This window comes from Pseudomonas sp. BIGb0381, assembly GCF_024809815.1.
In the GTDB taxonomy this organism is placed as follows: domain Bacteria; phylum Pseudomonadota; class Gammaproteobacteria; order Pseudomonadales; family Pseudomonadaceae; genus Aquipseudomonas.
The window spans coordinates 279,809-304,868 of record NZ_JANUEN010000003.1; the positions used below are offsets into that span (position 1 = coordinate 279,809).

At 61.5% G+C, this 25,060-nt stretch carries 24 protein-coding genes and 2 pseudogenes; 11 read left to right on the forward strand and 15 right to left on the reverse strand.

Annotated features, from left to right (window positions below):
• Nucleotides 1–378: 378 nt before the first annotated feature.
• The 5 genes from M2397_RS11315 to M2397_RS11335 all read right to left on the reverse strand — a co-directional run bounded on the left by M2397_RS11315 (nucleotide 379) and on the right by M2397_RS11335 (nucleotide 4,936).
• On the reverse strand, nucleotides 379–879 hold the full coding sequence (locus M2397_RS11315; RefSeq protein ID WP_259243135.1) for a hypothetical protein: 501 nt from the start codon (nucleotides 877–879) through the stop codon (nucleotides 379–381).
• Between the two features lie 133 nt (nucleotides 880–1,012).
• Nucleotides 1,013–2,422, reverse strand: a complete 1,410-nt coding sequence (locus M2397_RS11320; RefSeq protein ID WP_167655090.1) for an MFS transporter — start codon at nucleotides 2,420–2,422, stop codon at nucleotides 1,013–1,015.
• 12 nt (nucleotides 2,423–2,434) lie between these two features.
• Nucleotides 2,435–3,172: an NAD(P)-dependent oxidoreductase gene (locus M2397_RS11325; protein ID WP_167655089.1), complete on the reverse strand. Its 738-nt coding sequence runs from the start codon at nucleotides 3,170–3,172 to the stop codon at nucleotides 2,435–2,437.
• A gap of 10 nt (nucleotides 3,173–3,182) precedes the next feature.
• Nucleotides 3,183–3,815: a glutathione S-transferase family protein gene (locus tag M2397_RS11330; RefSeq protein WP_131697839.1), complete on the reverse strand. Its 633-nt coding sequence runs from the start codon at nucleotides 3,813–3,815 to the stop codon at nucleotides 3,183–3,185.
• 89 nt (nucleotides 3,816–3,904) lie between these two features.
• Nucleotides 3,905–4,936: a LacI family DNA-binding transcriptional regulator gene (locus M2397_RS11335; RefSeq protein WP_167655187.1), complete on the reverse strand. Its 1,032-nt coding sequence runs from the start codon at nucleotides 4,934–4,936 to the stop codon at nucleotides 3,905–3,907.
• Between the two features lie 212 nt (nucleotides 4,937–5,148).
• On the opposite strand from M2397_RS11335, the gene M2397_RS11340 reads away from it, so the two are divergent.
• Both M2397_RS11340 and M2397_RS11345 read left to right on the forward strand, forming a co-directional pair.
• Nucleotides 5,149–5,682: a gluconokinase gene (locus M2397_RS11340; protein WP_131697837.1), complete on the forward strand. Its 534-nt coding sequence runs from the start codon at nucleotides 5,149–5,151 to the stop codon at nucleotides 5,680–5,682.
• A gap of 84 nt (nucleotides 5,683–5,766) precedes the next feature.
• Nucleotides 5,767–7,119, forward strand: coding sequence for a GntP family permease (locus tag M2397_RS11345; RefSeq protein ID WP_131697836.1), 1,353 nt, complete (start codon nucleotides 5,767–5,769; stop codon nucleotides 7,117–7,119).
• 96 nt (nucleotides 7,120–7,215) lie between these two features.
• Here M2397_RS11345 and alaC read toward each other — a convergent pair whose 3' ends face one another.
• The gene (gene alaC, locus M2397_RS11350; RefSeq protein ID WP_032891031.1) at nucleotides 7,216–8,427 is read right to left on the reverse strand and encodes an alanine transaminase; all 1,212 of its coding nucleotides are present in this window, start codon (nucleotides 8,425–8,427) and stop codon (nucleotides 7,216–7,218) included.
• Nucleotides 8,428–8,623: 196 nt separating this feature from the next.
• Between alaC and M2397_RS11355 the strand changes: the two genes are divergently transcribed.
• Nucleotides 8,624–9,103, forward strand: a complete 480-nt coding sequence (locus M2397_RS11355; RefSeq protein WP_259243138.1) for a GyrI-like domain-containing protein — start codon at nucleotides 8,624–8,626, stop codon at nucleotides 9,101–9,103.
• A 270-nt stretch (nucleotides 9,104–9,373) separates the two neighbouring features.
• Here M2397_RS11355 and M2397_RS11360 read toward each other — a convergent pair whose 3' ends face one another.
• On the reverse strand, nucleotides 9,374–9,883 hold the full coding sequence (locus M2397_RS11360) for a GNAT family N-acetyltransferase (RefSeq protein ID WP_259243140.1): 510 nt from the start codon (nucleotides 9,881–9,883) through the stop codon (nucleotides 9,374–9,376).
• Between the two features lie 62 nt (nucleotides 9,884–9,945).
• Here M2397_RS11360 and M2397_RS11365 point away from each other — a divergent pair.
• Nucleotides 9,946–10,140, forward strand: a pseudogene (locus tag M2397_RS11365) (tetratricopeptide repeat protein); the annotation flags it as partial.
• Nucleotides 10,141–10,264: 124 nt separating this feature from the next.
• On the opposite strand, the gene M2397_RS11370 reads toward M2397_RS11365, so the two are convergent.
• Nucleotides 10,265–11,119 (reverse strand): LysR family transcriptional regulator, encoded by an 855-nt coding sequence (locus M2397_RS11370; protein WP_131697829.1) that lies wholly within the window; start codon nucleotides 11,117–11,119, stop codon nucleotides 10,265–10,267.
• 88 nt (nucleotides 11,120–11,207) lie between these two features.
• Here M2397_RS11370 and M2397_RS11375 point away from each other — a divergent pair, with 88 nt between their 5' ends.
• Nucleotides 11,208–11,720: a multidrug/biocide efflux PACE transporter gene (locus M2397_RS11375; RefSeq protein WP_259243142.1), complete on the forward strand. Its 513-nt coding sequence runs from the start codon at nucleotides 11,208–11,210 to the stop codon at nucleotides 11,718–11,720.
• Here the strand turns inward: M2397_RS11375 and M2397_RS11380 are convergent.
• Nucleotides 11,619–12,377, reverse strand: a complete 759-nt coding sequence (locus M2397_RS11380; RefSeq protein ID WP_131697827.1) for an SDR family NAD(P)-dependent oxidoreductase — start codon at nucleotides 12,375–12,377, stop codon at nucleotides 11,619–11,621. The genes M2397_RS11375 and M2397_RS11380 overlap by 102 nt on opposite strands.
• Before the next feature lie 106 nt (nucleotides 12,378–12,483).
• Between M2397_RS11380 and M2397_RS11385 the strand changes: the two genes are divergently transcribed.
• The gene (locus tag M2397_RS11385; RefSeq protein WP_259243143.1) at nucleotides 12,484–13,380 is read left to right on the forward strand and encodes a LysR family transcriptional regulator; all 897 of its coding nucleotides are present in this window, start codon (nucleotides 12,484–12,486) and stop codon (nucleotides 13,378–13,380) included.
• Here M2397_RS11385 and M2397_RS11390 read toward each other — a convergent pair.
• Complete coding sequence (locus tag M2397_RS11390; protein ID WP_027605626.1) at nucleotides 13,377–14,294, reverse strand: LysR family transcriptional regulator; 918 nt, start codon at nucleotides 14,292–14,294, stop codon at nucleotides 13,377–13,379. The two genes, M2397_RS11385 and M2397_RS11390, sit on opposite strands and share 4 nt — an antisense overlap.
• 104 nt (nucleotides 14,295–14,398) lie before the next feature.
• Here M2397_RS11390 and M2397_RS11395 point away from each other — a divergent pair, with 104 nt between their 5' ends.
• Genes M2397_RS11395 through M2397_RS11405 form a run of 3 tightly spaced genes read left to right on the forward strand, consistent with a single transcriptional unit; the run spans nucleotide 14,399 to nucleotide 17,063 of the window.
• Nucleotides 14,399–15,154, forward strand: a complete 756-nt coding sequence (locus M2397_RS11395; RefSeq protein ID WP_027605627.1) for a 5-oxoprolinase subunit PxpA — start codon at nucleotides 14,399–14,401, stop codon at nucleotides 15,152–15,154.
• A 59-nt stretch (nucleotides 15,155–15,213) separates the two neighbouring features.
• Nucleotides 15,214–16,092 carry an allophanate hydrolase subunit 1 gene (locus M2397_RS11400; RefSeq protein ID WP_131697825.1) on the forward strand — a complete coding sequence of 293 codons (879 nt, stop codon included), beginning with the start codon at nucleotides 15,214–15,216 and terminating at the stop codon, nucleotides 16,090–16,092.
• Nucleotides 16,089–17,063, forward strand: a complete 975-nt coding sequence (locus M2397_RS11405; protein ID WP_184743859.1) for a biotin-dependent carboxyltransferase family protein — start codon at nucleotides 16,089–16,091, stop codon at nucleotides 17,061–17,063. The genes M2397_RS11400 and M2397_RS11405 overlap by 4 nt, the downstream gene beginning before the upstream one ends.
• A 63-nt stretch (nucleotides 17,064–17,126) precedes the next feature.
• On the opposite strand, the gene M2397_RS11410 is transcribed toward M2397_RS11405, so the two are convergent.
• A complete protein-coding gene (locus tag M2397_RS11410) occupies nucleotides 17,127–18,743 on the reverse strand; it encodes an inorganic phosphate transporter (protein WP_259243145.1) in 1,617 nt (538 codons plus the stop codon).
• A 341-nt stretch (nucleotides 18,744–19,084) separates the two neighbouring features.
• A complete protein-coding gene (locus tag M2397_RS11415) occupies nucleotides 19,085–20,104 on the reverse strand; it encodes a transporter (protein ID WP_131697822.1) in 1,020 nt (339 codons plus the stop codon).
• 845 nt (nucleotides 20,105–20,949) lie between these two features.
• Here M2397_RS11415 and M2397_RS30515 point away from each other — a divergent pair.
• Together M2397_RS30515 and M2397_RS30520 are read left to right on the forward strand one after the other, a co-directional pair.
• Nucleotides 20,950–21,108, forward strand: a pseudogene (locus M2397_RS30515) (HAMP domain-containing protein); the annotation flags it as partial.
• 117 nt (nucleotides 21,109–21,225) lie between these two features.
• Nucleotides 21,226–21,993, forward strand: a complete 768-nt coding sequence (locus tag M2397_RS30520) for a methyl-accepting chemotaxis protein (RefSeq protein WP_405046428.1) — start codon at nucleotides 21,226–21,228, stop codon at nucleotides 21,991–21,993.
• Here the strand turns inward: M2397_RS30520 and M2397_RS11425 are convergent, their stop codons facing one another.
• The 3 genes from M2397_RS11425 to M2397_RS11435 form a co-directional block, all read right to left on the reverse strand.
• Complete coding sequence (locus M2397_RS11425) at nucleotides 21,994–23,166, reverse strand: GAF domain-containing sensor histidine kinase (protein ID WP_131697820.1); 1,173 nt, start codon at nucleotides 23,164–23,166, stop codon at nucleotides 21,994–21,996. It abuts the gene before it with no gap.
• 182 nt (nucleotides 23,167–23,348) lie between these two features.
• The gene (locus M2397_RS11430; RefSeq protein WP_145337923.1) at nucleotides 23,349–23,657 is read right to left on the reverse strand and encodes a PepSY domain-containing protein; all 309 of its coding nucleotides are present in this window, start codon (nucleotides 23,655–23,657) and stop codon (nucleotides 23,349–23,351) included.
• Nucleotides 23,658–23,757: 100 nt separating this feature from the next.
• Nucleotides 23,758–24,885, reverse strand: coding sequence for a glycerophosphodiester phosphodiesterase family protein (locus M2397_RS11435; RefSeq protein WP_259243150.1), 1,128 nt, complete (start codon nucleotides 24,883–24,885; stop codon nucleotides 23,758–23,760).
• Nucleotides 24,886–25,060: the final 175 nt, after the last annotated feature.

Sequence of the window (25,060 nt, forward strand, 5' to 3'; positions counted from 1 at the left end):
TGCGGTAAACAGATTTCCACTTTGATAACCCGATCAATGTGGGAGCGAGCCAGCTCTTATCAAACTTGAAATAACTGACTGATTTTAAAGGGTTAAAATTTCACCCTAAAGTCTTGAGTCTTGCATAAGCAATTTCAGTCGACGGCATTCTTGTGGCGAGCGGGCTTGTCGAATCGTCGCACCGCCCGCGTTGGGCTGCGCAGCAGCCCCAAAACCAGGCGCAGAAGAGTGCCTGATACACTGCATTCGTCTTCATCAGGGGCTGCTTCGCACCCCAACGCGGGACAAGCCCGCTCGCCACAGAGGTTCCAGTTTGCTGCGCGACAGCGCTACGTTGAAGAGGTAGTGGGGCCCTCCACATTTGATCAGCGGTGCCTGTTAGATCGCCGCCAGGGTTTCTTTCACTGTCTGCGCCTGCGGCTCAGTGGTCTTCGCCGCCACCTGCTGCTCTTGCTGTTGCTTCAAGCGCTCAGCCACTTGCTTGGAAATGGCGTCTTGTTTTTCCTGCGACATGTTCTGCACATCCGCCTCGGTCAACCCCTGCTCCTTGAGCAATTGCTCACGGATTCGCTCGGCCGGGGTTTTGCTCATGTAATCGGTGAAGTCTGCACGGGCGGAGCTGGTGGCGGGTACATCCGTCGCCGCCGTGGTAGCCGCAGTGCTGGCCTGCAACTGCACGCGGGTCTTGGCGAAAGCTTCGTCGATGCGATCGCTCGCCTTGTCCAGATCCTTCTGCGCGGCCGGCAGGGTCACGCTTTGCTGCGCCGCTTGCAGGGCACCGCTGTACAGCGTGCTGGCGGCGGCGTTGGCAGGGTCCATGTCGGGCCGCGTGATCTTTTGAATGGTCGACACGGCTTGGGTGTTGTTGTTAACCAGCATGATCGGTCACCTGGGAAAATGTTCGGTGCCATAGCGGGAGCAAATAACATGCCGGGTCCGATAACCCCGGTTTTACTGGATTTGGCCTGGCCGCCGCGGCAAACATTGTCCCGCAGGCGGCCAACCGTTGCCGTCAATGGGCGATATTTTCCAAGGCCAGGTTGCGCGTACGCGGGCCGAACCAACTGATGGTGATCATCACGATCAGCATGCTGCTGGCAATAAACGCCAGCACACCGGGTGTGCCCAGGTGTTCGAGGATAAAACCGATCAACAGGCTGCTGAACACCGTCGACAAGCGGCTGAATGAATAGCAGAACCCCACCGCCCGCGCGCGGATATTGGTCGGGAACAGCTCGCTCTGGTAGGAGTGGTAACTGAAGCTCAGCCAGGCGTTGCAGAAGGTGATCATCACCCCGCAGATCACCAGCCCTACCGCCGTGGTCTGCAACGCGAACAGGCTGCCGAAGATCACCGCGCCCATGGCCGAGCCGACAATCTGCCATTTGTTTTCAAAGCGGTTGGCCACCTTCACGAACAGCAACGGCCCCAGCGGGTAGGCGAGGGTGATGATAAAGGCGTACAGCAAGCTGTGGGTCACGCTGACGCCTTGCCCCGAGAGCAACGCCGGCAGCCAGTTGCCGAAACCAAAAAAGCCGATGGCCTGGAACACATGGAACACAATCAGCATCAACGCGCGGCGGCGGTATGGCGGTTGCCAGATGTCGGCAAAACGGCCGCTGCCTTGCACACTGACCGCTTCGGGTTCGGGTTCATCCAGCGGTTTGCCGTGGTCTTTCCGGCAGCGCGCCTCAAGGCTGTCCATGATCGTACCGGCTTCTTCGAAGCGGCCTTTCTGCGCCAGCCAGCGCGGTGACTCCGGCAGGCGCTTGCGCAGTTGCCAGATAAACAGCGCAAACACCGCACTGCTAAGCACCACCCAGCGCCAACCCGAGACCCCGAACGGGGCCTGGGGCACCAGCCACCACGACATCAACGCTACGGCCGGCACCGACAGGAACTGGATGAAAAACGCAAAGGCAAACGCTGAACTGCGCATGCGCTTGGGCACCAGTTCAGACAGATAGGCGTCGATGGTCACCAGCTCGATACCCAGGCCGATGCCCACCAGGAAACGCATGCAGATAATGCCCAGCGCGGACGTCTGAATGCCCATCAACACCGTGGCGACGGTGTACCAGATCAGCGCGAAGGTAAAAATCGCCCGGCGTCCGAAGCGGTCGGCGATGGGGCTGAGCAGGCTGGCGCCGAGGAACAGGCCGAGGAAGGTCGCCGAGGCGAATGCCGCCTGGTCCGAGAAGCCAAACACGCCCTCGCTGCCGGTGTGGAAAATCCCGTCACTGATCAGGCCGGGGCTGATGTAGGCGGTCTGGAACAAGTCATACAGCTCGAAAAAACCGCCGATCGACAGCAGCGCCACCAGGCGCCAGACCGTGGCGACGGCGGGCAGGCGGTCGATACGCGCGCTGATATGGGCGGCGCGGATCGGGTCGATGCCGTCTGTAGCGGGGAGTGCAGGCATGGCGGGAAAAACTCAGTCAGTGATGGGGATATCGAAGGTCTGAAATGCATCGTCCAGCGGATGGTAACCCAACACCCGCGTGGTTTCGCTCAGGTCCAGGCGCTTGAAGCGGTTATTAGAAATGCCGTGGGCGATCAGGTGTTTCACGCCTTCGGCCTCCACTGAACGCTGCAGCAGGTGCACCGCATCCCGCGGGCTGAGCCAGGCACTGAGGTCACGGGCGTTGTTCAGGTCGTGGGTTTCCACGAATTCGAAGGCGCCGATGCGCAGGGCAATCGTCGACAGCGGGGTTTTTGCCGCGTAGTAGCCACACAGCGCTTCGCCGTAGCATTTGCTCACGCCATACAGGTTGGCGGGCATCACCGGCATGCCTGGGGTGATCTGCCGGTCTACCGGATAGCCTTCGATGGTTTGTGCACTGCTGGCGAATACCAGGCGTTGCACACCCGCAGCCACGGCGGCTTCGAACAGGTAGGTGGTGGCGAGGATATTGTTCGGCAGCAGTTCGTCGAACGAGGCGCTGGCGTGGGGGATGCCCGACAGGTGCACGATCACGTCGATACCTTCGAGCAGGCTGGCCAGGGCGGCTTTGTCGCTGAGGTCGGCATGTACGAAGCGGTGTTCGCCCAAATCGAAATCCGGCGCGATGCGGTCTGTGAGGGTGAAACGGTAGCGGTCTTTCGAGGCGTCGAAAAACGTCTTGCCGATTCTGCCGCAGGCGCCGGTGAGCAGTACGGTGAGTCCTTTCACGTGCATGTCCTTAGTTGTGACCGTCGAGGGCGAAGAGCTGGAAGCCCTGGTGCTGGCCGAGGCGCTGGTAGTAGGCGGCAATGGCGGGGTAGGCCGGGCGCTCCATCGGCGTCATCTGCCAGCGGTGCACCGAGAGGCCGATGAGGATGTCGGCGAGGGTGAATTCATCGCCGGCAACAAAGGCGCCGGTCCTCGCCAACTGTTGCTCGAGGATGCCCATCTTGTCGTTCCAGAGTTGCACGGCGGCAGCAATCTGTGCCGCGTCCAGGCCGTCCGGGTTATTGCGTACCAGGGCGGTGAAGGCATCGCCCCAGGCACGATTGAGTTCGACGGCCTGCCAGTCGATCCACTGCTCGACCCGGGCCCGTGGTGCGGGCTCGACGGGCAGCAGGTCGTGGCGTTGGTAAAGCCCCACGAGGTAGCGGCAGATGGTATTGGATTCCCACAGCACGCCGTGGTCGTCGATCAGCACCGGTATCTGCGCGTTGGGGTTCAGGGCGAGGAATTCGGCGGACTGGGTGGGCTGGAAGCCGATGCCCCAGTCTTCGCGCACATAGTCGATGCCCAGTTCCTGACAGGTCCAGAGCACTTTGCGTACGTTGATGGAGGACGTGCGACCCAGGATTTTCAGTGAGTGTGCCATGGTGCTTTCCTTGCGGTGGAGAACAGCCAATCTAGCAGGAGGGAGAAGCTACGGCGATGCCACCGAGCGGGCAGGCTCGAAATGTGGGCCTACGTGCTTTCCCGCACCTGCAACTCAAACCCCATATCCACCACCGGCTTGGCGATCTTGTTGCCCGCCATGATCGTCAACAAATGCTCCGCCGCCCGCCGCCCAATCGCTTCCCGGGGCGTGCTGATACTGCTCAGGCGCGGCACCATGAACGACGACGCCGGCAAGTCGTTGAAGCCCAGCACCGCCACGCGCTCTGGCACTTTGATGCCGTGGCGCATGGCTTCGAGCAGCGCGCCCTGGGCCAGGTCGTCGTTGCCGAAGAAGATCGCATCCACATCCGGATGGGCCGCCAGCAGTTGCAGGAACAGTTCGCCGCCCAGGCCCACCGAGGAGGGGCGTGGTGTCAGCAGTTCCAGCGCCGGGTCGTACAGGCCGGCCTGTTGCAGTGCCCGGCGGAAGCCTTCGCCACGCAACAGGGTGCGTTGGTCCAGTTGCGCGCCGATATACGCCAGGCGCTTGCGCCCCCGTGAGATCAAATGCGCGGCGGCCGTTTCACCCGCCGCCAACTGCGAGAAGCCCACGCAATTCACGCCGGCGTTGGGGTCGAGGTCCATCATGTACACACACGGCACATTGCTGGCCTCGACCATCCGTCGGGCGCTTTCGGTGCGATCGAAGCCGGTCAGCAGCAACCCGCGGGGCTGGTAGGCCATGTAGTTGCGCAGCAGGTTTTCTTCTTCGTCGCGCGAATAGTGGGAGTTGCCGATCAGCACTTCAAAGCCCTTGGGCCGCAGTACCTGGTGAATAGCTTCAAGGGTTTCGATAAACAGCAGGTTGGACAACGACGGCACCAATACCACCACCGAATGGCTCTGGGCCGACGCCAGGGCGCGGGCGGCGGGGTTGACCACGTAGTTGAGTTCTGCAGCGGCGTGCTGGACTTTTTCCACCAGTTCGATGGCGACGGTGCTGATGCCGCGCAGCGCGCGGGAGGCGGTAATCGGGCTGACGCCGGCCAGGCGCGCGACTTCATTGAGGGTAGGGCGACCGGTGGTGCGGGTATTTTTATCGTTCTTAGAGGTCATCAGGCGGCTTGCCAAACAAAAATCGAGGCACTAAGGTAGCGCTGTCTCCAAAAGGCTGCAAATTATTGAACTTTGGGTTGCCTGATCCGGTTCAAATGATTGGAGCGGATGCACGCGTCACTCCATAAAAATGACAAGACGGCGCGGGAAAAGCCTGTTTTTGCACTCGCCTTACAGCGTGCAAAGGTAGCGCTATCTGCGTCTTGAGGTGTTTCATGAGTCAACCTGTTACCGCCCTGGTCATCATGGGTGTTGCCGGCTGTGGCAAAACCAGTGTCAGCGAGGCCCTGTGCCGCCTGAACGGTGCCACCGCCATTGAAGGCGACAGCTTCCACCCCGCCGCGAACATCGAAAAGATGAGCGCCGGCCACCCCCTCAACGACGACGACCGCGCCGGCTGGCTCGATATCCTGTGCGATGAACTGCGCCGTTCGCTCAAAGCCGGTGAACATCCGGTACTCACCTGCTCCGCGCTGAAAAAGAAATACCGCGACCACCTGCGCGAAGCCGCGCCGGGTCTGGGCTTTGTATTCCTGGAGCTGACCCGCGAAGTCGCCGCCGACCGCGTGTCCCATCGCCCCGGCCATTTCATGCCGGCAAGCCTCATCGACAGCCAGTTCGCCACCCTTGAATCGCCCAAGGGCGAGCCGCTGACCCTGGCCCTCAATGCCAGCGAAGACAGCGTCGAGGAACTGGCCGAGCAGACCAACGCCTGGTGGCTGAAGCACGGTTTTGAACCATCCAACTGATTTTTTGCCGGAAGAGATAGCGCTATCCCCGGCAGGAAATTCAACACCCGCTTTAATAACAACAACAAACAGGAGAGACCCCCCATGTTTGGCATGTCCCACGAGTCGTACCTGCTGTTAGATGCAGTCGTCACCATCATCGGGCTGATCGTCTTGATCACCCGGTTCAAGGTTCACCCGTTCATTGCGCTGATCATCGCGGCAGGCTTCCTCGGCCTGACCTCGGGCATGCCGGTGGACAAGATCATCAAGGCGTTCCAGGACGGCTTCGGCGGGGTGCTCGGCTTTGTCGGCATCATCCTCGCGCTGGGCACCATGCTCGGCAAGATGATGGCCGAATCCGGCGGCGCCGATCAGATCGCCCAGACCCTGATCCGCGCCTTCGGCAAGGACAAGGTCCAGTGGGCCATGATGTTCGCCGCGTTCCTGGTGGGCATTCCGCTGTTCTTCGAGATCGGCTTTGTGCTGCTGATCCCGCTGGTGTTTATCGTTGCGCGCCGCACCGGCGTGTCGCTGATCAAGATCGGCATCCCGCTGCTCGCCGGCCTTTCGGCAGTCCACGGCCTGGTGCCGCCGCACCCGGGCCCGCTGCTGGCCATCGGCGTGTTTGGCGCCGACATCGGCAAGACCATCCTGTACGGCCTGATCGTCGCGCTGCCGACAGCCATCATCGCTGGCCCGATCTTCGGTACGTTTATCGCCAAGTACATCCCGGGCAACCCGTCCCAGGAACTGGTCGACCAACTGGCCCGCGAGCCTGAGAACAAAAACCTGCCGAGCTTCAGTATCACCCTGGTTACCGTGCTGTTGCCGGTGTTCCTGATGCTGCTCAAAACCTTCGCCGACATCGCCTTTGCCGAAGGCAACGTGGTGCGCAACTGGATGGACATGATCGGCCACCCGATCACCGCCTTGCTGCTGGCGTTGCTGCTGTCGCTGTACACCTTTGGCAGCCGCCAGGGCATCCACTCCAAGCAGATCCTCAAGCTGCTCGACGCCAGCCTTGCGCCGACCGCCGCGATCATCCTGATCATCGGTGCCGGTGGTGGCTTCAAGCAGATGCTGGTGACCAGCGGCGTGGGTGACGTGATCGGCCATATGGCGGTGAACGCGCAGATCAACCCGATCCTGCTGGCGTGGCTGGTGGCGGCGGTGATTCGTGTGGCGACCGGTTCGGCCACCGTGGCGACCATTACCGGCGCGGGCATCGTGGTGCCGGTGGTGGGGATGATTCCCGGGGTTAACCGTGAGCTGCTGGTGTTGGCGACGGGGGCGGGTTCGTTGATCCTGTCTCACGTCAACGATGCGGGGTTCTGGCTGGTGAAGCAGTACTTCAACATGACCGTGGCCGAGACCTTCAAGACCTGGACGGCGATGGAGACCATCCTCTCCATTGTGGCACTGATCTTTATCATGTTGCTGTCGTTGGTGGTCTAACCGACACACCAGCGGCAAGGGTGAAAACCCAATGCAAATGTGGGAGGGGGCAAGCCCCCTCCCACATTTTGACCACATTTGTTCAGGTGGATCGGGTCAGGCTTTAGCGACCAGCCCATCCGCCCGGAACATCCCGCGAATCCCGCGCACCGCCTGGCGAATCCGGTCCTGGTTCTCGATCAGCGCAAAGCGCACATGATCATCCCCATACTCGCCAAACCCAATCCCCGGCGACACACAGACCTTCGCTTCCAGCAGCAGCTTCTTGGCAAACTCCAGCGAACCCATGGCGGCATACGCTTCCGGGATCTTCGCCCAGACGTACATCGACGCCTTGGGATTCTCCACCATCCAGCCCAGCTCATGCAGGCCCTTGACCAGCACGTTGCGGCGCTGGCGGTACTGCTCGGCGATGTCTTTCACGCACTGCTGGTCGCCTTCCAACGCAGCAATCGCGGCGACTTGCAGCGGGGTGAAGGTGCCGTAGTCGTGGTAGCTCTTGATCCGTGCCAGGGCGTTGACCAGTTCCGGGTTGCCTACCATGAAACCGATGCGCCAGCCGGCCATGTTGTAGCTCTTGGACAGGGTGAAAAACTCCACCGCAATGTCCTTGGCGCCCGGCACTTGCATGATCGATGGGGCTTTCCAGCCGTCGTAGACGATGTCGGCGTAGGCCAGGTCATGCACCACCAGCACGTCGTACTGCTTGGCCAGGGCGATCACCCGTTCGAAAAAATCCAGCTCCACACACTGCGCGGTCGGGTTGGACGGGAAGCCGAGGATCATCATCTTCGGCTTGGGGATCGAGCCGCGGATCGCCCGTTCCAGCTCGGCGAAGAAGTCCACGCCAGGAATCAGTGGTACCGAACGCACCTGGGCGCCGGCAATCACGGCACCGTAGATATGAATCGGGTAGCTCGGGTTGGGCACCAGTACCGTGTCGCCCTGGTCCAGGGTCGCCAGCATCAAATGCGCCAGGCCTTCCTTGGAACCGATGGTCACGATGGCTTCGGTTTCGGGGTCGATGTCCACTTCGTAGCGGTCTTTGTACCAGCGCGAAATCGCCCGGCGCAGACGCGGAATGCCTTTGGATGTGGAGTAGCCGTGGGTGTCTTCACGCTGGGCGACGGTAACCATTTTCTCCACGATATGGGGAGGCGTGGCGCCGTCGGGGTTACCCATGCTCAAGTCGATGATGTCTTCGCCGCGCCGACGCGCAGCCATCTTCAGCTCGGCAGTGATATTGAAAACATACGGGGGGAGTCGATCTATGCGCGCAAAGCGGCGCGGCGAACCTTGGTCGGCCATTGTTGCCTCGAGAGTACGTAAGCGCCCGGAACCGTCCGAGCGACGTCGGCCACTGCGGTGGCCTGCGGGGCAGACAATACGGTCGATGATGGCCAGTTGTCCAGATGCGTAGGAAAATTTTCTACATGGAGTACTGCAAGGATATGCCCCTATACTCGATACGGGTTTGTTCCCTCATAAGAAGGAGACTGTTCAGATGGATCAGCAGACAAAACAACCGTTAGAGCCACGCATGGAAGAGGGCAAGGCCCTGGTGATCGCCGGGGTACAAGGGCGTTATTCGAAGGCGACCGTGGGGGATATCCCCAAGTTGTGGAGTGTGTTCGACGAAAGCGTAAAACACATCAAGAAACGCGTCGGCGGGGTGACCTACGGCGTTTGCCATAACCCCAGCCACGGTGAATTCGATTACATGGCCGGGGCGGAAGTACCGTCCAAAGGCGATGTGCCGAGCAACTTCGAGTTCGTCGAACTGCCTGCGCACCGCTACGCCGTGTTCCCGCACTATGGCCCGGTGCAGGCATTGGAGCAGACTTACGAGCGCATCATGTTCGAGTGGTTGCCGCACTCGGGCTACAAGGTGGCGGGGGCGGATTTCGAGCGCTATGGCGCGGATTTTGATGGGCGCAAGGGCACGGGCACGGTGGAGATCTGGTTGCCTGTGGAAGCCAAGTAACCGGCTGGTTGAACACGTCCCTCTGTGGCGAGCGGGCTCGCCCCGCGTTGGGCTGCGCAGCGGCCCCAAAACCTACCGCTGCGGTTCACCCGGAAGAATGCGGCAGCACTGAATAGGGCTGCTGCGCAGCCCATCGGGAGCACGCCCCTCGGCAGCGCCATGGTTAAGACGCATGGCGCGAACTTGGCTGTCGGGTTGCTGAGCGATAACTGAAATATTCATGTCACATATTCATTACTTTTTATCGGGTAAGTCATCTATACGTGACATTTAAAGCAGGCCAACACCGTTTCGACCCAACACCCACCTCAACCTCCGCTCATACCCAATCCGTCCCTTATACGCCTCCCCGCTGTCCACCCATCCAGCCCCCAGATACAACCCCATCGCCGCAACATTGTGCGTGTCCACCGACAACTCCAGCGCCTTGATCTGCGGCCACGCCTGCAATGCCGCAGCCGGCAGCGCCTGCAAGCATGCCTTGCCGAATCCACGCCCTTGCTGCTGCCGATCCACCTGCAACGCATGCAGCGTCGCGCTGTGTTCATCGGCCCAATGGGGCAGGCAGGGCGGGCGTTTAAGCAGGAGGAAGGCCACCGGAATGTCGTCGGCCAGCAGGGCAAAGCCCTTGACGCCGGGGCTGGGCTTGGCCAGCAGCGAGTTGAGGGCGCAATACATGTCGCCGCAAAACGGCAACTGCTCAGGGTGAACTTCGATGGCGCTGACGTGCTGTTGTTGCACAGCATTCAGCGTCTCGTAAGCGACAAGGCGGGTTTGCATCGGCGTGTCCGAACAGCTGCAAAGAAGGGCGCAGTCTAGCGGTTTTGTGCTGACGGTGAAGTGAAGGCATTCTGGCGCGCGGGGAATTGCTGGATTACCACCTGGCGCATTCGGCGCGGGGCGAGTTTTGCCGGCAGTTGGGGCGGGTGGAAGAGGCCCGGACAGCCTACGAAAAAGCCCTGTCACTGACCCGGCAAATCCCGGAAAAGCATTTCCTTGAACACCGCCTGGCCGAACTCAATCTCCCCAAGCAATGAAGATCAAAAATGTGGGAGGGGGCTTGCCGCCGATAGCAGGGTGTCAGTCGCTGCATTGGGTGACTGACCCACCGTCATCGGGGGCAAGCCCCCTCTCACATTAATCTCAATTGTCTGAAAAAAATCACTCCAACATCTTCCCCAGCAACCAGCTCCCCGCCGGCCCCGGCGGATGGTGGCGTGACCACAGTGCATCCACGGCCACCGAACGCGGCCAACCGCGTGCCTTGAGTTCGACCAGTTGCCCGCCACCAAAGCGTTCCACCAGCCAGCGCGGAATCGGTGCCCAGCCGAAACCCAACTGGGCCATCTCCAACAGCATCAGGTAACTGGGGGCCGACCAGACGCGGCCGTTGGCACGGATTTCATTCGGGTTGATGATGCTTGCCAGGCGCAATTCGCGGTGCTGTTGCAGGGCGTGCGCGGTGAGGGTGTCAACGCCCGCCAGCGGATGTTTCGGTGACACGAACAGGGCGATTTCCGTGCGCTCGTCCACGGGCGCGCGGGTCAGGTCTGGCGGGTACGCTTCCTGGTGTTCAATAAACGCGATCTGCGCCCGACCACTTTGGACCAGGGCGATCAGGTCTTCGCATTCGGCGATCAGGCATTCCAGCTCAAGGTCCGGGTAGCGCTGTTCAAACGCGCTGAGGGCGACCTCGAAACGGTCGGACTGATAGGTATCGGACATGGCGATACTCAGCTTCGGCTCCAACCCCTGGGCCAACTGGCTCGCCGCCAATTCCAGCCGACTACTGGCCTCCAGCACCTGCTCGGCCCGTTGCAGCAACACATGGCCCGCTGGCGTCAGTGTCGGCTTACGGCTGCTGCGATCAAACAGCACCACATCCAGGTCAATCTCCAGGCTCGCCACGGCTGCGCTGACGGTGGACTGGCTCTTGCCGAGCTTGCGCGCCGCCGCCGAAAACGAGCCTTGGGTGGCCGCCTGCACAAACGCCTGCAGCACTTCGTTAGAGGCCATGACTATCGCCTTGATCGATGGTTATTGGTTATGAAGTATCGAGTCAAAGGCTAATGATGGCAACCATCGTCACTTACGGAGCCGGGTCATGAACCCCACCAAGTCGATTACTGAACGCGTTTGCCAGGCCATTGGTTTCGAAGCCCTGGCGTTGTTGATCTGCACCCCATTACTGGCGTGGATCATGGACAAGCCCGCCCTGGAGATGGGCATGGTCACCCTGGCGATCAGCCTGTTGGCGCTGACCTGGAACGTGATTTTCAATGGCCTGTTCGACCGCCTCAAGGCGCGCCTGCAACTGGCCAACAACGGCTGGACCCGAGTGCTGCATGCCTTGATGTTTGAAGGTGGATTGATTCTGGTGTGCGTGCCGCTGATTGCTGCCTGGCTGAACATCAGCCTGGTGCAGGCGTTTATCCTCGACATAGGCGTACTGCTGTTTTTCCTGCCGTACACCTATGTGTATCACTGGGGGTATGACGTGCTGCGCGACAAGCTCCTACAGAAACATGCCGCCCGACGCCTCGATTCGCTGGCCGGTGATCCAGGCGCTACCGTCGGCGAGCAGGCTGGCGATGGCTCCGCCAATATCATCCGGTAACCCCGCGCGGCCCAAGGCGGTGTTGCTGGCGACCATGGCGTTGAGCTCGGCGTTATCGCGCACCGCACCGCCTCCGAAGTCGGTTTCAATCGCGCCGGGGGCCAGGATGTTAACGCTGATGCCACGGCCGCCCAGTTCTTTGGCCTGGTAGCGGGTCAACACGTCCATCGCGCCTTTCATCGCGGCGTAGGCGGCGTAGCCAGGCAGGCTGAAGCGCGTCAGGCCACTGGAGACATTGAGGATGCGGCCGCCGTCGCGGATCAACGGCAACAACTGCTGGGTCAGGAAAAACGGGCCCTTGAATTGGATTGCCACCAATTGGTCGAACTGTGCTTCGGTGGTCTCGGCAAAGCTGGCGTGAATGCCGATACCGGCGTTGTTGATCAGGAAATCGAAGTGGTCCTGTGCGAAAACTTCCTTGAGTACCCCAGCAACGTCGTCGACAAAATCACCGAACGTCGCGCTTTGTCCCACATCCAGTTTCAGCATGGCAGCACGGCCGCCCAGCTGTTCGATCTGTGCGACCAATGCCTGCGCTTCATCGGCCTTGCTGTGATAAGTGCCGATGATGTCGACGCCTTGTGCCGCCAGGTGCAGCGCGGCGTTTTTGCCCAGGCCGCGGCTGGCGCCGGTGATCAATGCGATCTTACGGGTCATGGTGTTTTCCTCGGTGAGTGACTGTGGGAAGAAGTGTATTTGTCCGCTCATAACGTGATAAATAGCGCTAAACCGGAATCACTGGCCGAATAAGGCGAACAATCCCATGAACAAACTGGAGCTGCTGCGTACCTTTGTGCGCGTCACCGAGCTGTCGAGTTTCACCGGCGCCGGCGAGAGCCTGGGCCTGCCGCGCTCCACCGTGTCGGAGCATGTGCAGGCACTGGAAGAACTGCTCGGCGCACGCCTGTTGCAGCGCACCACGCGCAAGGTGCAGGCGACCCAGGACGGCCGCGTGCTGTATGAGCGCAGCAAGGATTTGCTCGCGCACATGGAAGAACTCGAAGGGCTGTTTCGCCAGGACGAAGCGCAACTGGCCGGACGGATTCGGGTGGACATGCCTAACGTGATGGCGCGGGACTTGATCCTGCCGCGTTTGCCGCAATTCATGGACGCGCACCCGCTGATCGAGCTGGAGATCAGCACCACCGACCGCCAGGTCGACCTGCTCGCCGAGGGCTTCGATTGCGTGCTGCGCGTGGGCGCGCAGCCGGACCAGAGCGTGGTGGCGCGGCTGCTGTGCAGCATGCCGATGATCAACTGCGCGAGCGCCACCTACCTGCAACGCTACGGCGTGCCGCAGACCCTGGCCGACCTGGCCGATCACCACCTGGTGCATTACGTGCGGCCGTTGGGTTCACGCTCGGCGGGGTTTGAGTACGTGCAGGGCAACAAGGTGCTGCGCATCCCCATGGCCGGGCGGGTCACGGTCAACAGCACCGATGGCTACAAGTCTGCCTGCCTGGGCGGTTTCGGGATTATTCAGGCCCCGGCCCTGGGCATGGGCGAAGAATTAGCGAGCGGGGAGCTGGTGGCGTTCCTGCCGGACTATCCGGCCCCGTCGCTGGATGTGTCCCTGCTCTATGCCGGACAACGGCACTTGCCTCTGCGGGTGCGGGTGTTCATGGACTGGCTGGCGGCCATCCTGCATTCGCAGCTTTAACGCCGCGCCGACAGCTGTTGCGGCGCCAGGAACGCGTCGTGGAAGTAATCGCGAAACGCCTGCATTGCCGGGGTGAAGGCGCGCTCGCGGTGCCAGGCCAGGCCGACGCTCATGGGCGTGACGGGGTCGGTGACGGTCAGGGTTTCGATGCGCTTGCCTTCCAGCGACCAGGGCCGGTGCACCAGGTCCGACAGGATCGCCACGCCGCTGCCATTGGCAACCATGCTGCGCACCGCCTCCACCGAACTGGTGCGCAGCCGCACCTTGGGTGTTTGCCCGGCCTGTTCCCAGTAACGCATGGCGCTGTGTTCGGCCTCATCGACGGTGAGCAGGATGTACGGCTCCTGCGCCACATCCGCCAGGCTCACGGCGCCGCGTTCGCACAATGGGTGATGGCTGGGCAGCCATAAACGACGTTCCGAGTTGAACAGGATCTCCGAGACGATCGCCGGGTGGGTGAGGTTTGCGGTGAGGACCACGGCCATGTCGAACTGGCCGTCGAGCAGGCCCTGTTCGATGGCCTGGCGCTCCTGCTCGAACACCTCCAGCGTCACATCCGGGTGCCAGTGCTCCATGCGCTGCAAGTGGTGGGGCAGGAAGTAACCCAGCACCGTGTAGCTGGCCGCCAGGCGCAGCACGCCGCTGGCGCGGTAGTCGGGCAACGGGCTGTTCAGCGCGTCGTCGACACTGCGCACAATCACGTAGGCGCGGTTGAGAAAGTGCCGCCCGGCATCGGTCAGGTTCATGCCCTGGGCCGAGCGCACAAATAGCTGCACGCCAAGCAGGGCTTCCAGCTCCTTGATCGCCGTGGTCACCGCAGACTGGGAGATGTTCAGGTGAATCGCCGCCTGGGAAATCTGGCCGATTTCGGCGGTGGCGACGAAGTAGCGGATTTGGCGCAAGGTCAGGGACATGGCTTTATCTGATTTTCAGAAGATAGGCCATCTGATAATAGATCTTCCCAAGGGGTCAAGCCGCAGCCTACTTTCGAGCATTACCTTTTGGCGGAGCGTCCCCGATGCAGGCAGTGGATTTCAATTCAGACATGGGCGAAGGCTTCGGTCCCTGGACCATCGGCGACGGCGTCGACGCGGAGCTGATGGCCTATATCAGCTCGGCCAATATCGCCACCGGCTTCCATGCCGGCGACCCCGGCACCATGCGCCGCACCGTCGCGCGCGCCAAGCAACTGGGCGTGGCCATCGGCGCACACCCGGGCTTTCGCGACCTGGTGGGCTTCGGTCGTCGGCATATCCATGCGCCGGCCCAGGAGCTGGTCGACGACATGCTCTACCAACTGGGCGCCCTGCGCGAAATCGCCCGCGCCCAAGGCATGACGCTGCAACATATCAAGCCTCACGGCGCGCTCTACATGCACCTGGCCCGCGACGAAGAAGCCGCGCGCCTGCTGGTACAAAACCTGCAAATCATCGAGCCGACGCTGTTGCTGTACTGCATGCCCAACTCCGTGATCTGGCGCGTGGCCAAGGAACTCGGGCAACCGGTGGTGCGCGAATTCTATGCCGACCGTGAGTACGATCTGACCGGCTCCATTGTGTTTACCCGCAACGTACGTGCGCTGGATCCGGCCACGGTCGCGGCCCGTGTCCTACGGGCGTGTCAGACGGGGCTGGTGCGTACCGTAGAAGGCGAAGACCTGTTTATCGAATTCGATTCCATCTGCCTGCACAGCGACACCCCCGGCGCACTGGAGTTGGTGGAAGCCACCCGTGAGGCGTTGGACCAGGCCGGCATCACCGTCAAAACACCCTAATAAGATCGTACATTTACTTTTTTGCCTGCCTTTCTATAACGATTCCAAGAGGAACAGACATGGCTGAAACGTCCCCCATTCGCTACAGCTTCGGCGGTGATGAACACCTGTTTGCCGAAGTCAGCGAGAGCATGTCCCTGCAGGCTTTTTTCAAGGGCATGGCCGTGACCCGTGCCGTGGAGCGCCTGGCGCTGGAAGGCGTGCTGGATGTGTGCCTGGCCAATGCCTCGTTCCAGATTCGCTTCGACCCCGACCGCATCGCCCCCCATGTGCTGCTCGACGCTGTGCAAAGCGCCGAAGCCCAGGCCGTGGCCGAACGCACCCTGCACACACGCATCATCGAAATCCCGGTGCTCTATAACGACCCCTGGACCCATGAAACCCTGATGCGGTTTCGCGACCGCCACCAAGACCCCAGTGCCACCGACCTGGAATACGCCGCACGCATCAATGGCCTGGCCGATGTCGAAGCGTTTATCGCCGCCCACAGCGGCGCGCCGTGGTTTGTCTCGATGGTCGGCTTTGTCGCGGGCTTGCCGTTCATGTTCCAGATGGTCGAGCGCGAGCGGCAGTTGCAGGTGCCCAAGTACCTGCGCCCGCGCACCGACACGCCGAAGCTGACCCTCGGCCATGGCGGTTGCTTCGGCTGCATCTACTCGGTGCGCGGCGCCGGCGGCTACCAGATGTTTGGCGTGACCCCCGCGCCGATCTACGACCCGGCCCAGCAGTTGGCCTACCTCAAGGCGCATATGGTGTTCTTCCGGCCGGGTGACATCGTGCAATTCAAACCTATCGACCGGGACGCCTACGACCTGGCCGTTGCCGAGGTGGAGGCAGGCCGTTTCGACCTGCGCATTCGCCCGGTGGAATTTTCCCTCGATGCGTTTCTCGCCGACCCCATCGGCTACCCGAAAACCCTGCAGGAGGCGCTGGCATGATCAAGGTCCTCAAACCCGGCCTCGCCACCTCTGTGCAGGACCTTGGCCGCGAAGGTTATTACCACCTGGGCATTCCGCCATCGGGTGCATTGGACCAATACGCCTTGAGTGCAGCCAACCATCTGGTGGGTAACCCGGTGGGGGCGGCCGGCCTGGAATGCACCTTGATCGGGCCCGAACTGGCGTTTCAACGAGATACCCTGGTCGCGCTCAGCGGTGCATTGATGTCGCCGCGCCTGGACGGTGAAGTGGTGCATCAGGACACCGCCTTTGAGGTGCGTGCCGGGCAGGTGCTGCGTTTCGAATTTCCCAAGGCGGGCGCCCGCACTTACCTCGCCGTCGCCGGTGGCATTGACGTGCCGTTGGTGCTCGGCAGCCGTTCCACTTACACCCTCGGTGCACTCGGAGGTTTCCACGGCCGACGCTTGCAGGAGGGCGATGAATTGCCCATCGGCAACGCCAGCGGTCTCGGACGTGCGGGCAACAGTTTGCCGATGGCGTTGCGCCGCTCGGTGGGCGGTGATGTCACGTTGCGCGTGGTGCCGGGGCTGTATTACGAGCGCTTGACCGCAGGAGCCAAGAGCAGTTTTTTTGCGGAGCCGTGGACGGTCGGTTCCGAGGCGGACCGCATCGGCTATCGCTTCAAGGGCGGCAGTGCGCTGAGCTTTCAGCCGCGTGAGCAGCCGTTTGGCGCGGGGTCGGATCCGTCGAATATCGTCGACAGTTGCTACCCGATTGGCTCGATCCAGGTACCGGCCGGGCTGGAGCCGATTGTGCTGCACCGCGATGCGGTATCCGGCGGTGGTTACGCGATGATCGGCACGGTGATCAGTGCCGACCTGGACTTGATCGGGCAGATGCAGCCGAACCAGCGGGCGGGGTTTGTGGCGGTGACTCTGGAGGAGGCGCTGGAGGCGCGGCGGGTGTACAAGAAACGGCTCAAGGCCATGGCGGGACTCTTCAACAACTGACACGACACACATCCAAATGTGGGAGGGGGCAAGCTCCCTCCCACATTTTCAATCTGGGTTGTGTCAGAACAGTTTGGTGAACAGCCAGTACAGGCTACCGGATAGCAGAATCGCCGCCGGCAAGGTGAGCACCCACGCCATCAGCAAATTGCGGATCGTCCGCATCTGCAACCCACCCCCATTAGCCACCATGGTCCCCGCCACACCCGACGACAACACATGGGTGGTCGACACCGGCAGCCCGAACATATCCGCTGCACCAATGGTCAGCATCGCCACGGTCTCGGCCGAGGCGCCCTGGGCGTAAGTCAGATGGGTCTTGCCGATCTTCTCGCCCACGGTGACCACGATGCGCTTCCAACCGACCATGGTGCCAAGCCCCAGGGCGATGGCCACGACAATCTTCACCCACAGCGGAATAAAGCGCGTGGCATCGTCGATCTGTTGCTTGAACAGTTGCAGCTTGTCTTGGGTGTCAGCGTCGAAATTGCCGACCTTGCCTTTGTCCATCAGGCGAATGGTTTCGCTGCTCAGATACATATCGTTCCGCACGTTGCCCACGGCTTCGGCGGGAACTTTGGCCAGGGAACCGTAGCCTTTGACCTGGTCACCGATCTGGCCGGCGAGGGCGGCGAGGGCCGGAATCAACTCGGGCGTGGCTTCCTTGGTGCGCATGTAGGTCGAAAGAACCGGCCGAGGGTCTCCCGCCAACGCCAGCGGCGCCGTTTTCATCAGCGCCACCTGGGTCACTTCGGCGACTGCGGCAAATTGCAACGACTGCTCGGCCGGCATGGCACGGTTCAGCGCGTAGGCCATCGGCAGGGTGCCGACCAGGATCAGCATGATCAGGCCCATGCCTTTTTGCCCATCGTTGGAGCCATGGGCGAAGGACACGCCGGTGCAGGTGACAATCAGCATGCCGCGGATCCACCACGGCGGCGGAGTGTCGCCTTTAGGGGCTTTGTACAGCGCGCGGTTTTTCACAAAGGCGCGCAGGGCCAGCAACAGCAAGGCGGCGAAGGCGAAGCCGATCAGCGGCGAGAGCAGCAGTGCATAGCCGATCTTGATCGCCTGGCTCCAGTCCACACCGCTGGTGCCGTCACGGCCGTGCATCAAGGCATTGGCCACGCCGACGCCGATGATCGAACCGATCAGGGTGTGGGACGACGAGGCCGGCAAACCCAGCCACCAGGTGCCGAGGTTCCACAGGATCGCGGCGATCAGCAAGGCGAAGATCATGGCGAAACCGGCCGATGAACCCACCTGCAAAATCAGCTCCACCGGCAGCAAGGCAATGATGCCGAACGCCACCGCGCCGCTGGACAGCAGCACACCGAGGAAGTTGAAAAAGCCCGACCACACCACCGCAAACTGCGGCGGCAGCGAGTTGGTGTAGATCACCGTCGCGACGGCGTTGGCGGTGTCGTGGAAGCCGTTGACGAACTCGAAACCCAGGGCGATCAACAGCGCCACACCCAGCAGCAGGAACGGTGTCCATGTGGTGAGCTGGGCGCCCATTTCGTGCATGTCGTGCATAAGGCTGTAGGCGGTAAACAACAGGCCCATGGCGAGTACGGCGAAGAAAACGATTACTGTCACCAGGCTGGGTTTCTTGTCCAGGCGCGGTTTTGAATCGACGGAGGATGAGTGCGTGGAAGCAGTCAGGGAAGGGGTGGCCATGCCGGGGCATCCGTGTGGAGAGGATGCCGTTCATGTTCGTTGCAGAATATTACAGCGATGCTGCCGCAAGTCATTGTTTAGGTCATTGGGTGTGCCACTGGTCTATAAATCGCTGGGGAGCCAAGGGTATCTACACAACGTTTCAGACCCAGGCACATCTCCCTGTGGCGAGCGGGCTTGTCCCGCGTTGGGCTGCGTAGCAGCCCCAGTAAAGAAGAACGCGGTGTATCAGACACTCTGTAGAGGCTGGTTTTGGGGCTGCTTCGCAGCCCAACGCGGGACAAGCCCGCTCGCCACAGCAGCGCTGTCTGCCGGGCTATCGGGGGAAGCCCCTTCCCATTTCAATTTGAAAACTTACGAAACGCCCAGCGCCCGGCAATCAATGTGAAGGTCGCCACCAGCGCCACCAAAATCCAGAACCCCTCTGGGTCCTGGGAAAGCGGCACACCGCCCACGTTCATGCCGAAAAAACCGGCGATGATGTTGATCGGCAACGCCAGTACCGTCACCACGGTCAGGGTGAACAGCGTGCGGCTGCTCTGCTCGTTGAGGTTGGCGGCGATCTCTTCCTGCAGCAGCTTGATCCGTTCGCCCAGCGCCGTCAGGTCGTTGATGATCAGCGCAAACTCCTCGGTGGATTTGCGCAATTCCTTTACGTCTTCCTTTTGCAGCCATTGCGGCGGGCGGTTGAGCAGGCGCAGCAGTGAACCCGGCTCCAGCGCGAGCAGGCGTTGCAGGCGCACCAGCACCCGGCGCGCCGCCCCCAGTTCCGCGCGGTTGGTGGACAGGCGCGAGGACAGCAACTGGTCCTCGATATGGTCGACGCTGATGCTGGTCTTGCGCACGATCTGCGTCAGCACTTCACCCTGGTCGCGCAGCAGGTGCACCAGCAGTTCCAGCGGTGAGCGAAAGTGTTCGCCGGCCTTCACCGACGAGCGCAACTTGTCCACCGAGTGCAAGGGTTGCAGGCGTGCGCTGATCAACAGCCGACTGCGGGCGCAGACCCACAGCGTGGAAATATCCGACGAGACCATGCTGCTGAAGTTGAACACCACGTCGTTGACCACCGCCAGCAAGGCTGAGTCGACGTGTTCGATACGCGTGGAGCGCGAGCCTTCGTGCAGGGCTTCGAAGAATTCTTCGGGCAAATCCAGGTTTGCCTGCATCCAACGCTCACAGGCCGCGTGGGCCAGGTTCAGGTGCAGCCATAGGAACTCTTCCGGATCGGCGGGTTGCTGCAAGGCCTGGAGCGCGGTGGCCGAATCAATCTGTTCACCCTTTTCACCGGGGCGAAAACGAAAACCGTAGAGCAAGCCAAACAGATCGGAATCCTGGTGGCTGTGGTCAATGCTGTGGTTCATGGAGGCTCGCAGAGAAAAGGCCTGTAGGACGTTTCACAGGTCGCGTGGCGAATCATTACAGGGATATTTGACAGTTTTATGACGGTTTTGAATTTATTTCTGTTGAATGACATTTTATTGACCGCTCATCAGGAATCGCTCAAGAGGGCTCTAGCACGGCCGATTCAGGCCATAAGCACCGCTGTGGACGGGTGGTGCCTCTGACGACAGGGAAGTCATGGCGTGCTAGCACCCTTTCCCCTGTTTCGAGGTTTTCCCCGATGAATGTTTTGCGAACCTCCCTGCGGGCACAGATCTTGTCGCTGCTCGGTGGCAGCCTGCTGGCGATGCTGTTGATCGCCCTGGCGTGTTTCAACTTTCTCTCCAACGGTGTGCAGAGTTACCGCAGTTTGCTCGAAGGGCCGTTGCTCACCTCCCAACTGATCGATGAAGCCAACCTGCAATTCAAGGTGCAGGTCCAGGAATGGAAAAACGTGCTGTTGCGCGGCAAACAGCCTCAGGACATGGAGAAGTACTGGGGCCAGTTCCAGGACCGCCAACGTGATGTCCAAGGCATCCTCACGCGCCTGGTCAGCCAGACCCGCAGCGACGCAACCTTGAGCCAACGCATCGAAACCTTGCGTCAGGAACACCAGCAACTGGGTGTCGCTTACCAGCGCGGGCGTGATGCCTACGTGGCGGCGGGTGCAGATCCTACTGCGGGCGACACGGCCGTGAAGGGCGTGGACCGCGCCGCCAGCGAGCAGATGAGCGCTCTCGTCAGCGACCTGCGCGAACAAGGCGCGCAAAAGTCACTGGCCATCAGCGCCTATGCCGAGCGCACGGTGATGGTGGGCCTGGCAATCATGCTGCTGTCGGGCGCCTTGATCGGCCTGTTCAGCCTGTGGCTGATCAACCGCAACCTGATTCTGCCGATCCGTGGCCTGATCGACTATGTCACCCAACTGAGCCATGGTCGTTTTGCCGAGCGCGTCACCAGCAAGCGCCAGGATGAACTGGGCCAATTGGCGGCTGCCGCCAATACCCTGCGCGACTTCCTCGCCGAGACCTTCAGTCGCTTGCAACGCAGCGCCACCGATCTGGTCAGCGCCAGCGGCGAGTTGAACTCGATTGCCGGGCTGATGGCCACTGGCACCCACGAGCAATTCAATCGCACCGACCAGGTAGCCACGGCCATGACCGAAATGTCGGCCACCGCCCAGGAAGTCGCCCGTCACGCCGCCAGTGCCTCGCGCGCCGCCGATGACGCTGACCAGTCGGCCCGCGAGGGCGGTGAAGTGATGAAGGTCACCATCGCCACCATCGGCCAGATGCGCACGGAAATCCTCAACACCGGCACGATCATCCGGCGCCTGGAAACCGACAGCGTGCGTATCGGCAAAGTGTTGGAAGTGATTCGCGGGATCGCCGAGCAAACCAACCTGCTGGCGCTGAACGCCGCGATCGAGGCGGCCCGTGCAGGCGAGGCTGGCCGCGGTTTTGCGGTGGTCGCCGATGAAGTCCGCAGCCTGGCGCAACGCACGGCGGCGTCGATCATCGAGATCAACCAGATTATCCATGCCGTGCAGACCGGTGCGATCGATGCCGCCGAGGCGATCGTCAGCGGCCAGTCGTGCAGCGATGACAGTGTGGAAAAAGTCAGCCAGGCCGGCGCCATGCTCGATCACATCACCCAGGCGGTGGAAGCGATCCGCGACATGAACCGCCAGATCGCCACGGCGGCCGAGGAACAGACGTCGGTGGCTGAGGATATTTCGCGCAATATCACCCAGATCACTACCGTGGCCACGGCCAACCTCGACAATGTGCAGCGCACCGAAGCGGCGAGCCACAACCTGCGTAGCTTGTCCGGCGAGTTGAATGAGGTGACCGCGCGCCTGAGCGCCTGATCAGCCGGTGGGCAGGCTGAACGTGAACACCGTGCCGTGCTCGGCGCTGGTGGACACGTTGAGTTCACCGCCATGGGCCTCGGCAATCTGCTTGACGATATACAGCCCCAGGCCCAGGCCGGTCTGGGGCGTGTTCGTCGCCGGGCGTGAGTAAGGCTCGAACAGACGGGGCAGGGCTTGCGCGTTGATCTGCCCGGGGTTTTTCACCGACAGATGGAAACGGCCTTGCTCGACCTGCGCATGCACCTCCACGGGGCCGTCATGGTTGCCATGGTGGATGGCATTGGCGACCAGATTGGAGAGCAACTGCGCCAGGCGGTCACGGTCACCACTCACCCCTTGCAGGTCGCCGATATCTGCGCGGATGACCCGCTGCGGATGCACGCTCTGCACCTCCGACACCACATGCTGCAATGCCGCCTGCAAACCCTGGCAATCGCCGATGTTCAGCGGGATGCCGGTGCCCATGCGGCCCCTGGCGAAATCCAGCACGTCTTCCACCAACTGCGCAGCGCGCCGGCCGCTGGTGAGGATATGCCGCACGAGGGTGTCGGTGGCCGGGTCCGCGTGCTTGCGCAGCAGCCGTTCGGCAGCGACGTTAATTGCAAACAGCGGGTTGCGCAGGTCATGGCCGAGCACGGCGATAAATTGCTCGCGCAGTTCGGCGGTGCCGCGTTCTTCCTGCAATTGTGCCTGGGTTTGTTGCGCGGCTTCTTCGGCTTCAATCTGCAACGACAGCACGCGGGCGAACGACTCCATGGTCGACTGGATCGTGCTGCTGCGCAGCACGGCGGGGTTGGGGTCCAAGGCGCAGATCGTGCCGAAAAAGCGCCCGTCGGTGCGGAACACCGGCACCGAAATATAGCTTTCGAAGTGATACAGGCGCGGCGTGTGGTGGTCGTGGTAGAGCGGGTCTTCGCTGGCCTTGTCGATCACCACGGACACATGTGAGCTGCGAATTTCGTGGCAGATCGTGGTGGTCAGGTCCAACTCGCCACCGATGCCGAGGCCGAAGTCCAGTTGGTCGAGCACGGCACAGGCGGTCCAGGTGTCGTCGGTCACCCGCGCCACCGCGGCGAAGCGCAGGCCGGTCATGTCGCTGATGACTTGGAGCATCGCGTGTACGGCACTGATTCGGCCAATAGTGGCGATGTCGGCGGCTTTTTGCCCCATGCAGCAGTCTCGCAAAGTGTTGAGCCAGAGGCTCAGGTCGAAGCCTGGGATTTTAGCGACCTTGTGTGGTGAAGGTGTAATTTCATTCACCGAATGGTGTTTTTTCCTACGCACGGTTAGCGAGCGCGCATAAAAAAACCGCGCCACCCGGAGGTGGCGCGGTTTCAGGTGACGGGGGTCACTCAGGTGTCGAGTTTGTCTTCCAGTACGGCGCCGGTCTTGGCGTCGAGCTTGACTTCAAACTTCTTGCCGGCGGTGTCGGTCAGTTCAACTTCGTAGACCAGCACGCCACTGTTGTTGTGGTCCAGTTCGGTGTCGTTGATCGTGGCACCGGCATGTTTGGCCACGGCGGCAGCGTTGAGCTTGTCGAACGGCATCACGGCACCGGACTTGAGCAGGCCTTCAATGTGGTCCGGGCGAACATCAGCCTGGGCCAGGCCGGCGGTCAGGGTCAGGGCGGTGGCAGCGAACAGGGTGGTCAGGGTTTTCATAGTGTGTGTCCTTCTTCGGTGAGCTGTTTAAGTGGCGCCAGATTAACCGGCGCAACTTAACTCATCCTTAATGGCGCACTGACACCAATGCGCGACGCTCTCAGTACTTGTAGTCGTTCAGCAGGTCTTGCACGCTGGACGACGGCCAGCGTTTGTAGAACTTCAGCAGTTCGGCGGCGCGGTTGGTGAAGATGCCGTCGACGCCGGCTTTCATCACCTTTTCGAAGTCGACCGGTTCATCCACGGTGTAGACGTGCACCAGCAGGCCCTTGTCGTGGGTCAGCTTGTTCATTTCAGGCTTCACCAGGTCGGTGTAGCTCTGGTCGCCGTGGTCGGTCAGCTCAGCCGATGGGCCGGTACCGATGGCGCCGAGGCTCTTGGCTTCGTCGACCCACTTTTCGAACTCGGCGGCGTCTTTTGGCTCTTGCTTGGCGTAGTACGCGGCCTTGGTGGTTTCGCCGGATTCGGCGAAGGTCTGCGTGGATTTCGGCTCGATGCTGCCCGGGCCAACCCACAACAGCAGGATTTTCGGGGTGTTCGGCATTTCTTTCTGCAGCTCTTTCAAGCTGTCTTTTTCAAACGTCTGCAGCACCACACGGCCCTTGCCCTGGCCGACGCCGGTGTTGCTCTTGCCCAGCTTTGAGCCGGCGGAGCTCAACCAGCCTTTATCCAGCAGCTTGTTTTTCAGGTCGACTTCGATGCCTGGGAATTGCTTGGGCTCCTTGGTTTCGATGTACAGGCCGGGTTTGTGCTGCGGGTTGCCTTCGGCGATCTTGATGATGTCGTCCAGGCTCTGGATCTTCAGGCCGACGAAGCCAGGACGCGCGCGGTCCGGGTAGGCGGCGTTGAACCAGCTGCCGGCGTCGAGGGTTTGCAGTTCTTTCCAGGTGAACTCGTTGGCCGGGGCGTCTTTGCGCTCGGGGAACTTGGTGGCCACGTCGGTGGTGCGCTGCAGGTTGTTGTCGTGCAGGGCGAACAGCACGCCGTCCTTGCTGCGTTGCAGGTCCATTTCCAGGTAGTCGGCACCCAGGTCGCGCGCGACTTTGTAGGCGGCGGCGGTGGATTCCGGCGCGTCGTAGGACGCGCCACGGTGAGCGATCACGGCGGGGTATGGAATGCCTTCGTTTGTCGCCAATTCAGCCGGGCTGATCGGTTCGGCAGCCTGTGCCTGGCCGAAGCCAAGCGCCAGTGCGAGCAGCAGGGCGCTCTTGGAAAACGTGACAGGCATATGCGAAGTCCTTTCGTGTAGGTAGCTTTGAGAAGGCCTCCTTTTTAACAATTGATTGCGAAAGGCGCCATCACCAAACCGACATTAACGTGCGCATGTGCCAATTTCCTCGGTTTTTTTGCGCGGCATTGCAGTATTCTTGCTCGCAGCCGTCCCGCTAGAGGACGGTACTTTC

Coding starts and splice junctions, on each gene's coding strand:
- M2397_RS11415 (WP_131697822.1), bottom strand. CDS start 20,104: ATGAACCACAGCATTGACCACAGCCACCAGGATTCCGATCTGTTTGGC.
- M2397_RS11400 (WP_131697825.1), top strand. CDS start 15,214: ATGGCTGAAACGTCCCCCATTCGCTACAGCTTCGGCGGTGATGAACAC.
- M2397_RS11425 (WP_131697820.1), bottom strand. CDS start 23,166: ATGGGGCAAAAAGCCGCCGACATCGCCACTATTGGCCGAATCAGTGCC.
- alaC (WP_032891031.1), bottom strand. CDS start 8,427: ATGGCCGACCAAGGTTCGCCGCGCCGCTTTGCGCGCATAGATCGACTC.
- M2397_RS11360 (WP_259243140.1), bottom strand. CDS start 9,883: ATGCAAACCCGCCTTGTCGCTTACGAGACGCTGAATGCTGTGCAACAA.
- M2397_RS30520 (WP_405046428.1), top strand. CDS start 21,226: ATGGCCACTGGCACCCACGAGCAATTCAATCGCACCGACCAGGTAGCC.
- M2397_RS11370 (WP_131697829.1), bottom strand. CDS start 11,119: ATGGCCTCTAACGAAGTGCTGCAGGCGTTTGTGCAGGCGGCCACCCAA.
- M2397_RS11330 (WP_131697839.1), bottom strand. CDS start 3,815: ATGGCACACTCACTGAAAATCCTGGGTCGCACGTCCTCCATCAACGTA.
- M2397_RS11380 (WP_131697827.1), bottom strand. CDS start 12,377: ATGACCCGTAAGATCGCATTGATCACCGGCGCCAGCCGCGGCCTGGGC.
- M2397_RS11385 (WP_259243143.1), top strand. CDS start 12,484: ATGAACAAACTGGAGCTGCTGCGTACCTTTGTGCGCGTCACCGAGCTG.
- M2397_RS11375 (WP_259243142.1), top strand. CDS start 11,208: ATGAACCCCACCAAGTCGATTACTGAACGCGTTTGCCAGGCCATTGGT.
- M2397_RS11405 (WP_184743859.1), top strand. CDS start 16,089: ATGATCAAGGTCCTCAAACCCGGCCTCGCCACCTCTGTGCAGGACCTT.
- M2397_RS11315 (WP_259243135.1), bottom strand. CDS start 879: ATGCTGGTTAACAACAACACCCAAGCCGTGTCGACCATTCAAAAGATC.
- M2397_RS11345 (WP_131697836.1), top strand. CDS start 5,767: ATGTTTGGCATGTCCCACGAGTCGTACCTGCTGTTAGATGCAGTCGTC.
- M2397_RS11430 (WP_145337923.1), bottom strand. CDS start 23,657: ATGAAAACCCTGACCACCCTGTTCGCTGCCACCGCCCTGACCCTGACC.
- M2397_RS11395 (WP_027605627.1), top strand. CDS start 14,399: ATGCAGGCAGTGGATTTCAATTCAGACATGGGCGAAGGCTTCGGTCCC.
- M2397_RS11340 (WP_131697837.1), top strand. CDS start 5,149: ATGAGTCAACCTGTTACCGCCCTGGTCATCATGGGTGTTGCCGGCTGT.
- M2397_RS11355 (WP_259243138.1), top strand. CDS start 8,624: ATGGATCAGCAGACAAAACAACCGTTAGAGCCACGCATGGAAGAGGGC.
- M2397_RS11410 (WP_259243145.1), bottom strand. CDS start 18,743: ATGGCCACCCCTTCCCTGACTGCTTCCACGCACTCATCCTCCGTCGAT.
- M2397_RS11320 (WP_167655090.1), bottom strand. CDS start 2,422: ATGCCTGCACTCCCCGCTACAGACGGCATCGACCCGATCCGCGCCGCC.
- M2397_RS11390 (WP_027605626.1), bottom strand. CDS start 14,294: ATGTCCCTGACCTTGCGCCAAATCCGCTACTTCGTCGCCACCGCCGAA.
- M2397_RS11435 (WP_259243150.1), bottom strand. CDS start 24,885: ATGCCTGTCACGTTTTCCAAGAGCGCCCTGCTGCTCGCACTGGCGCTT.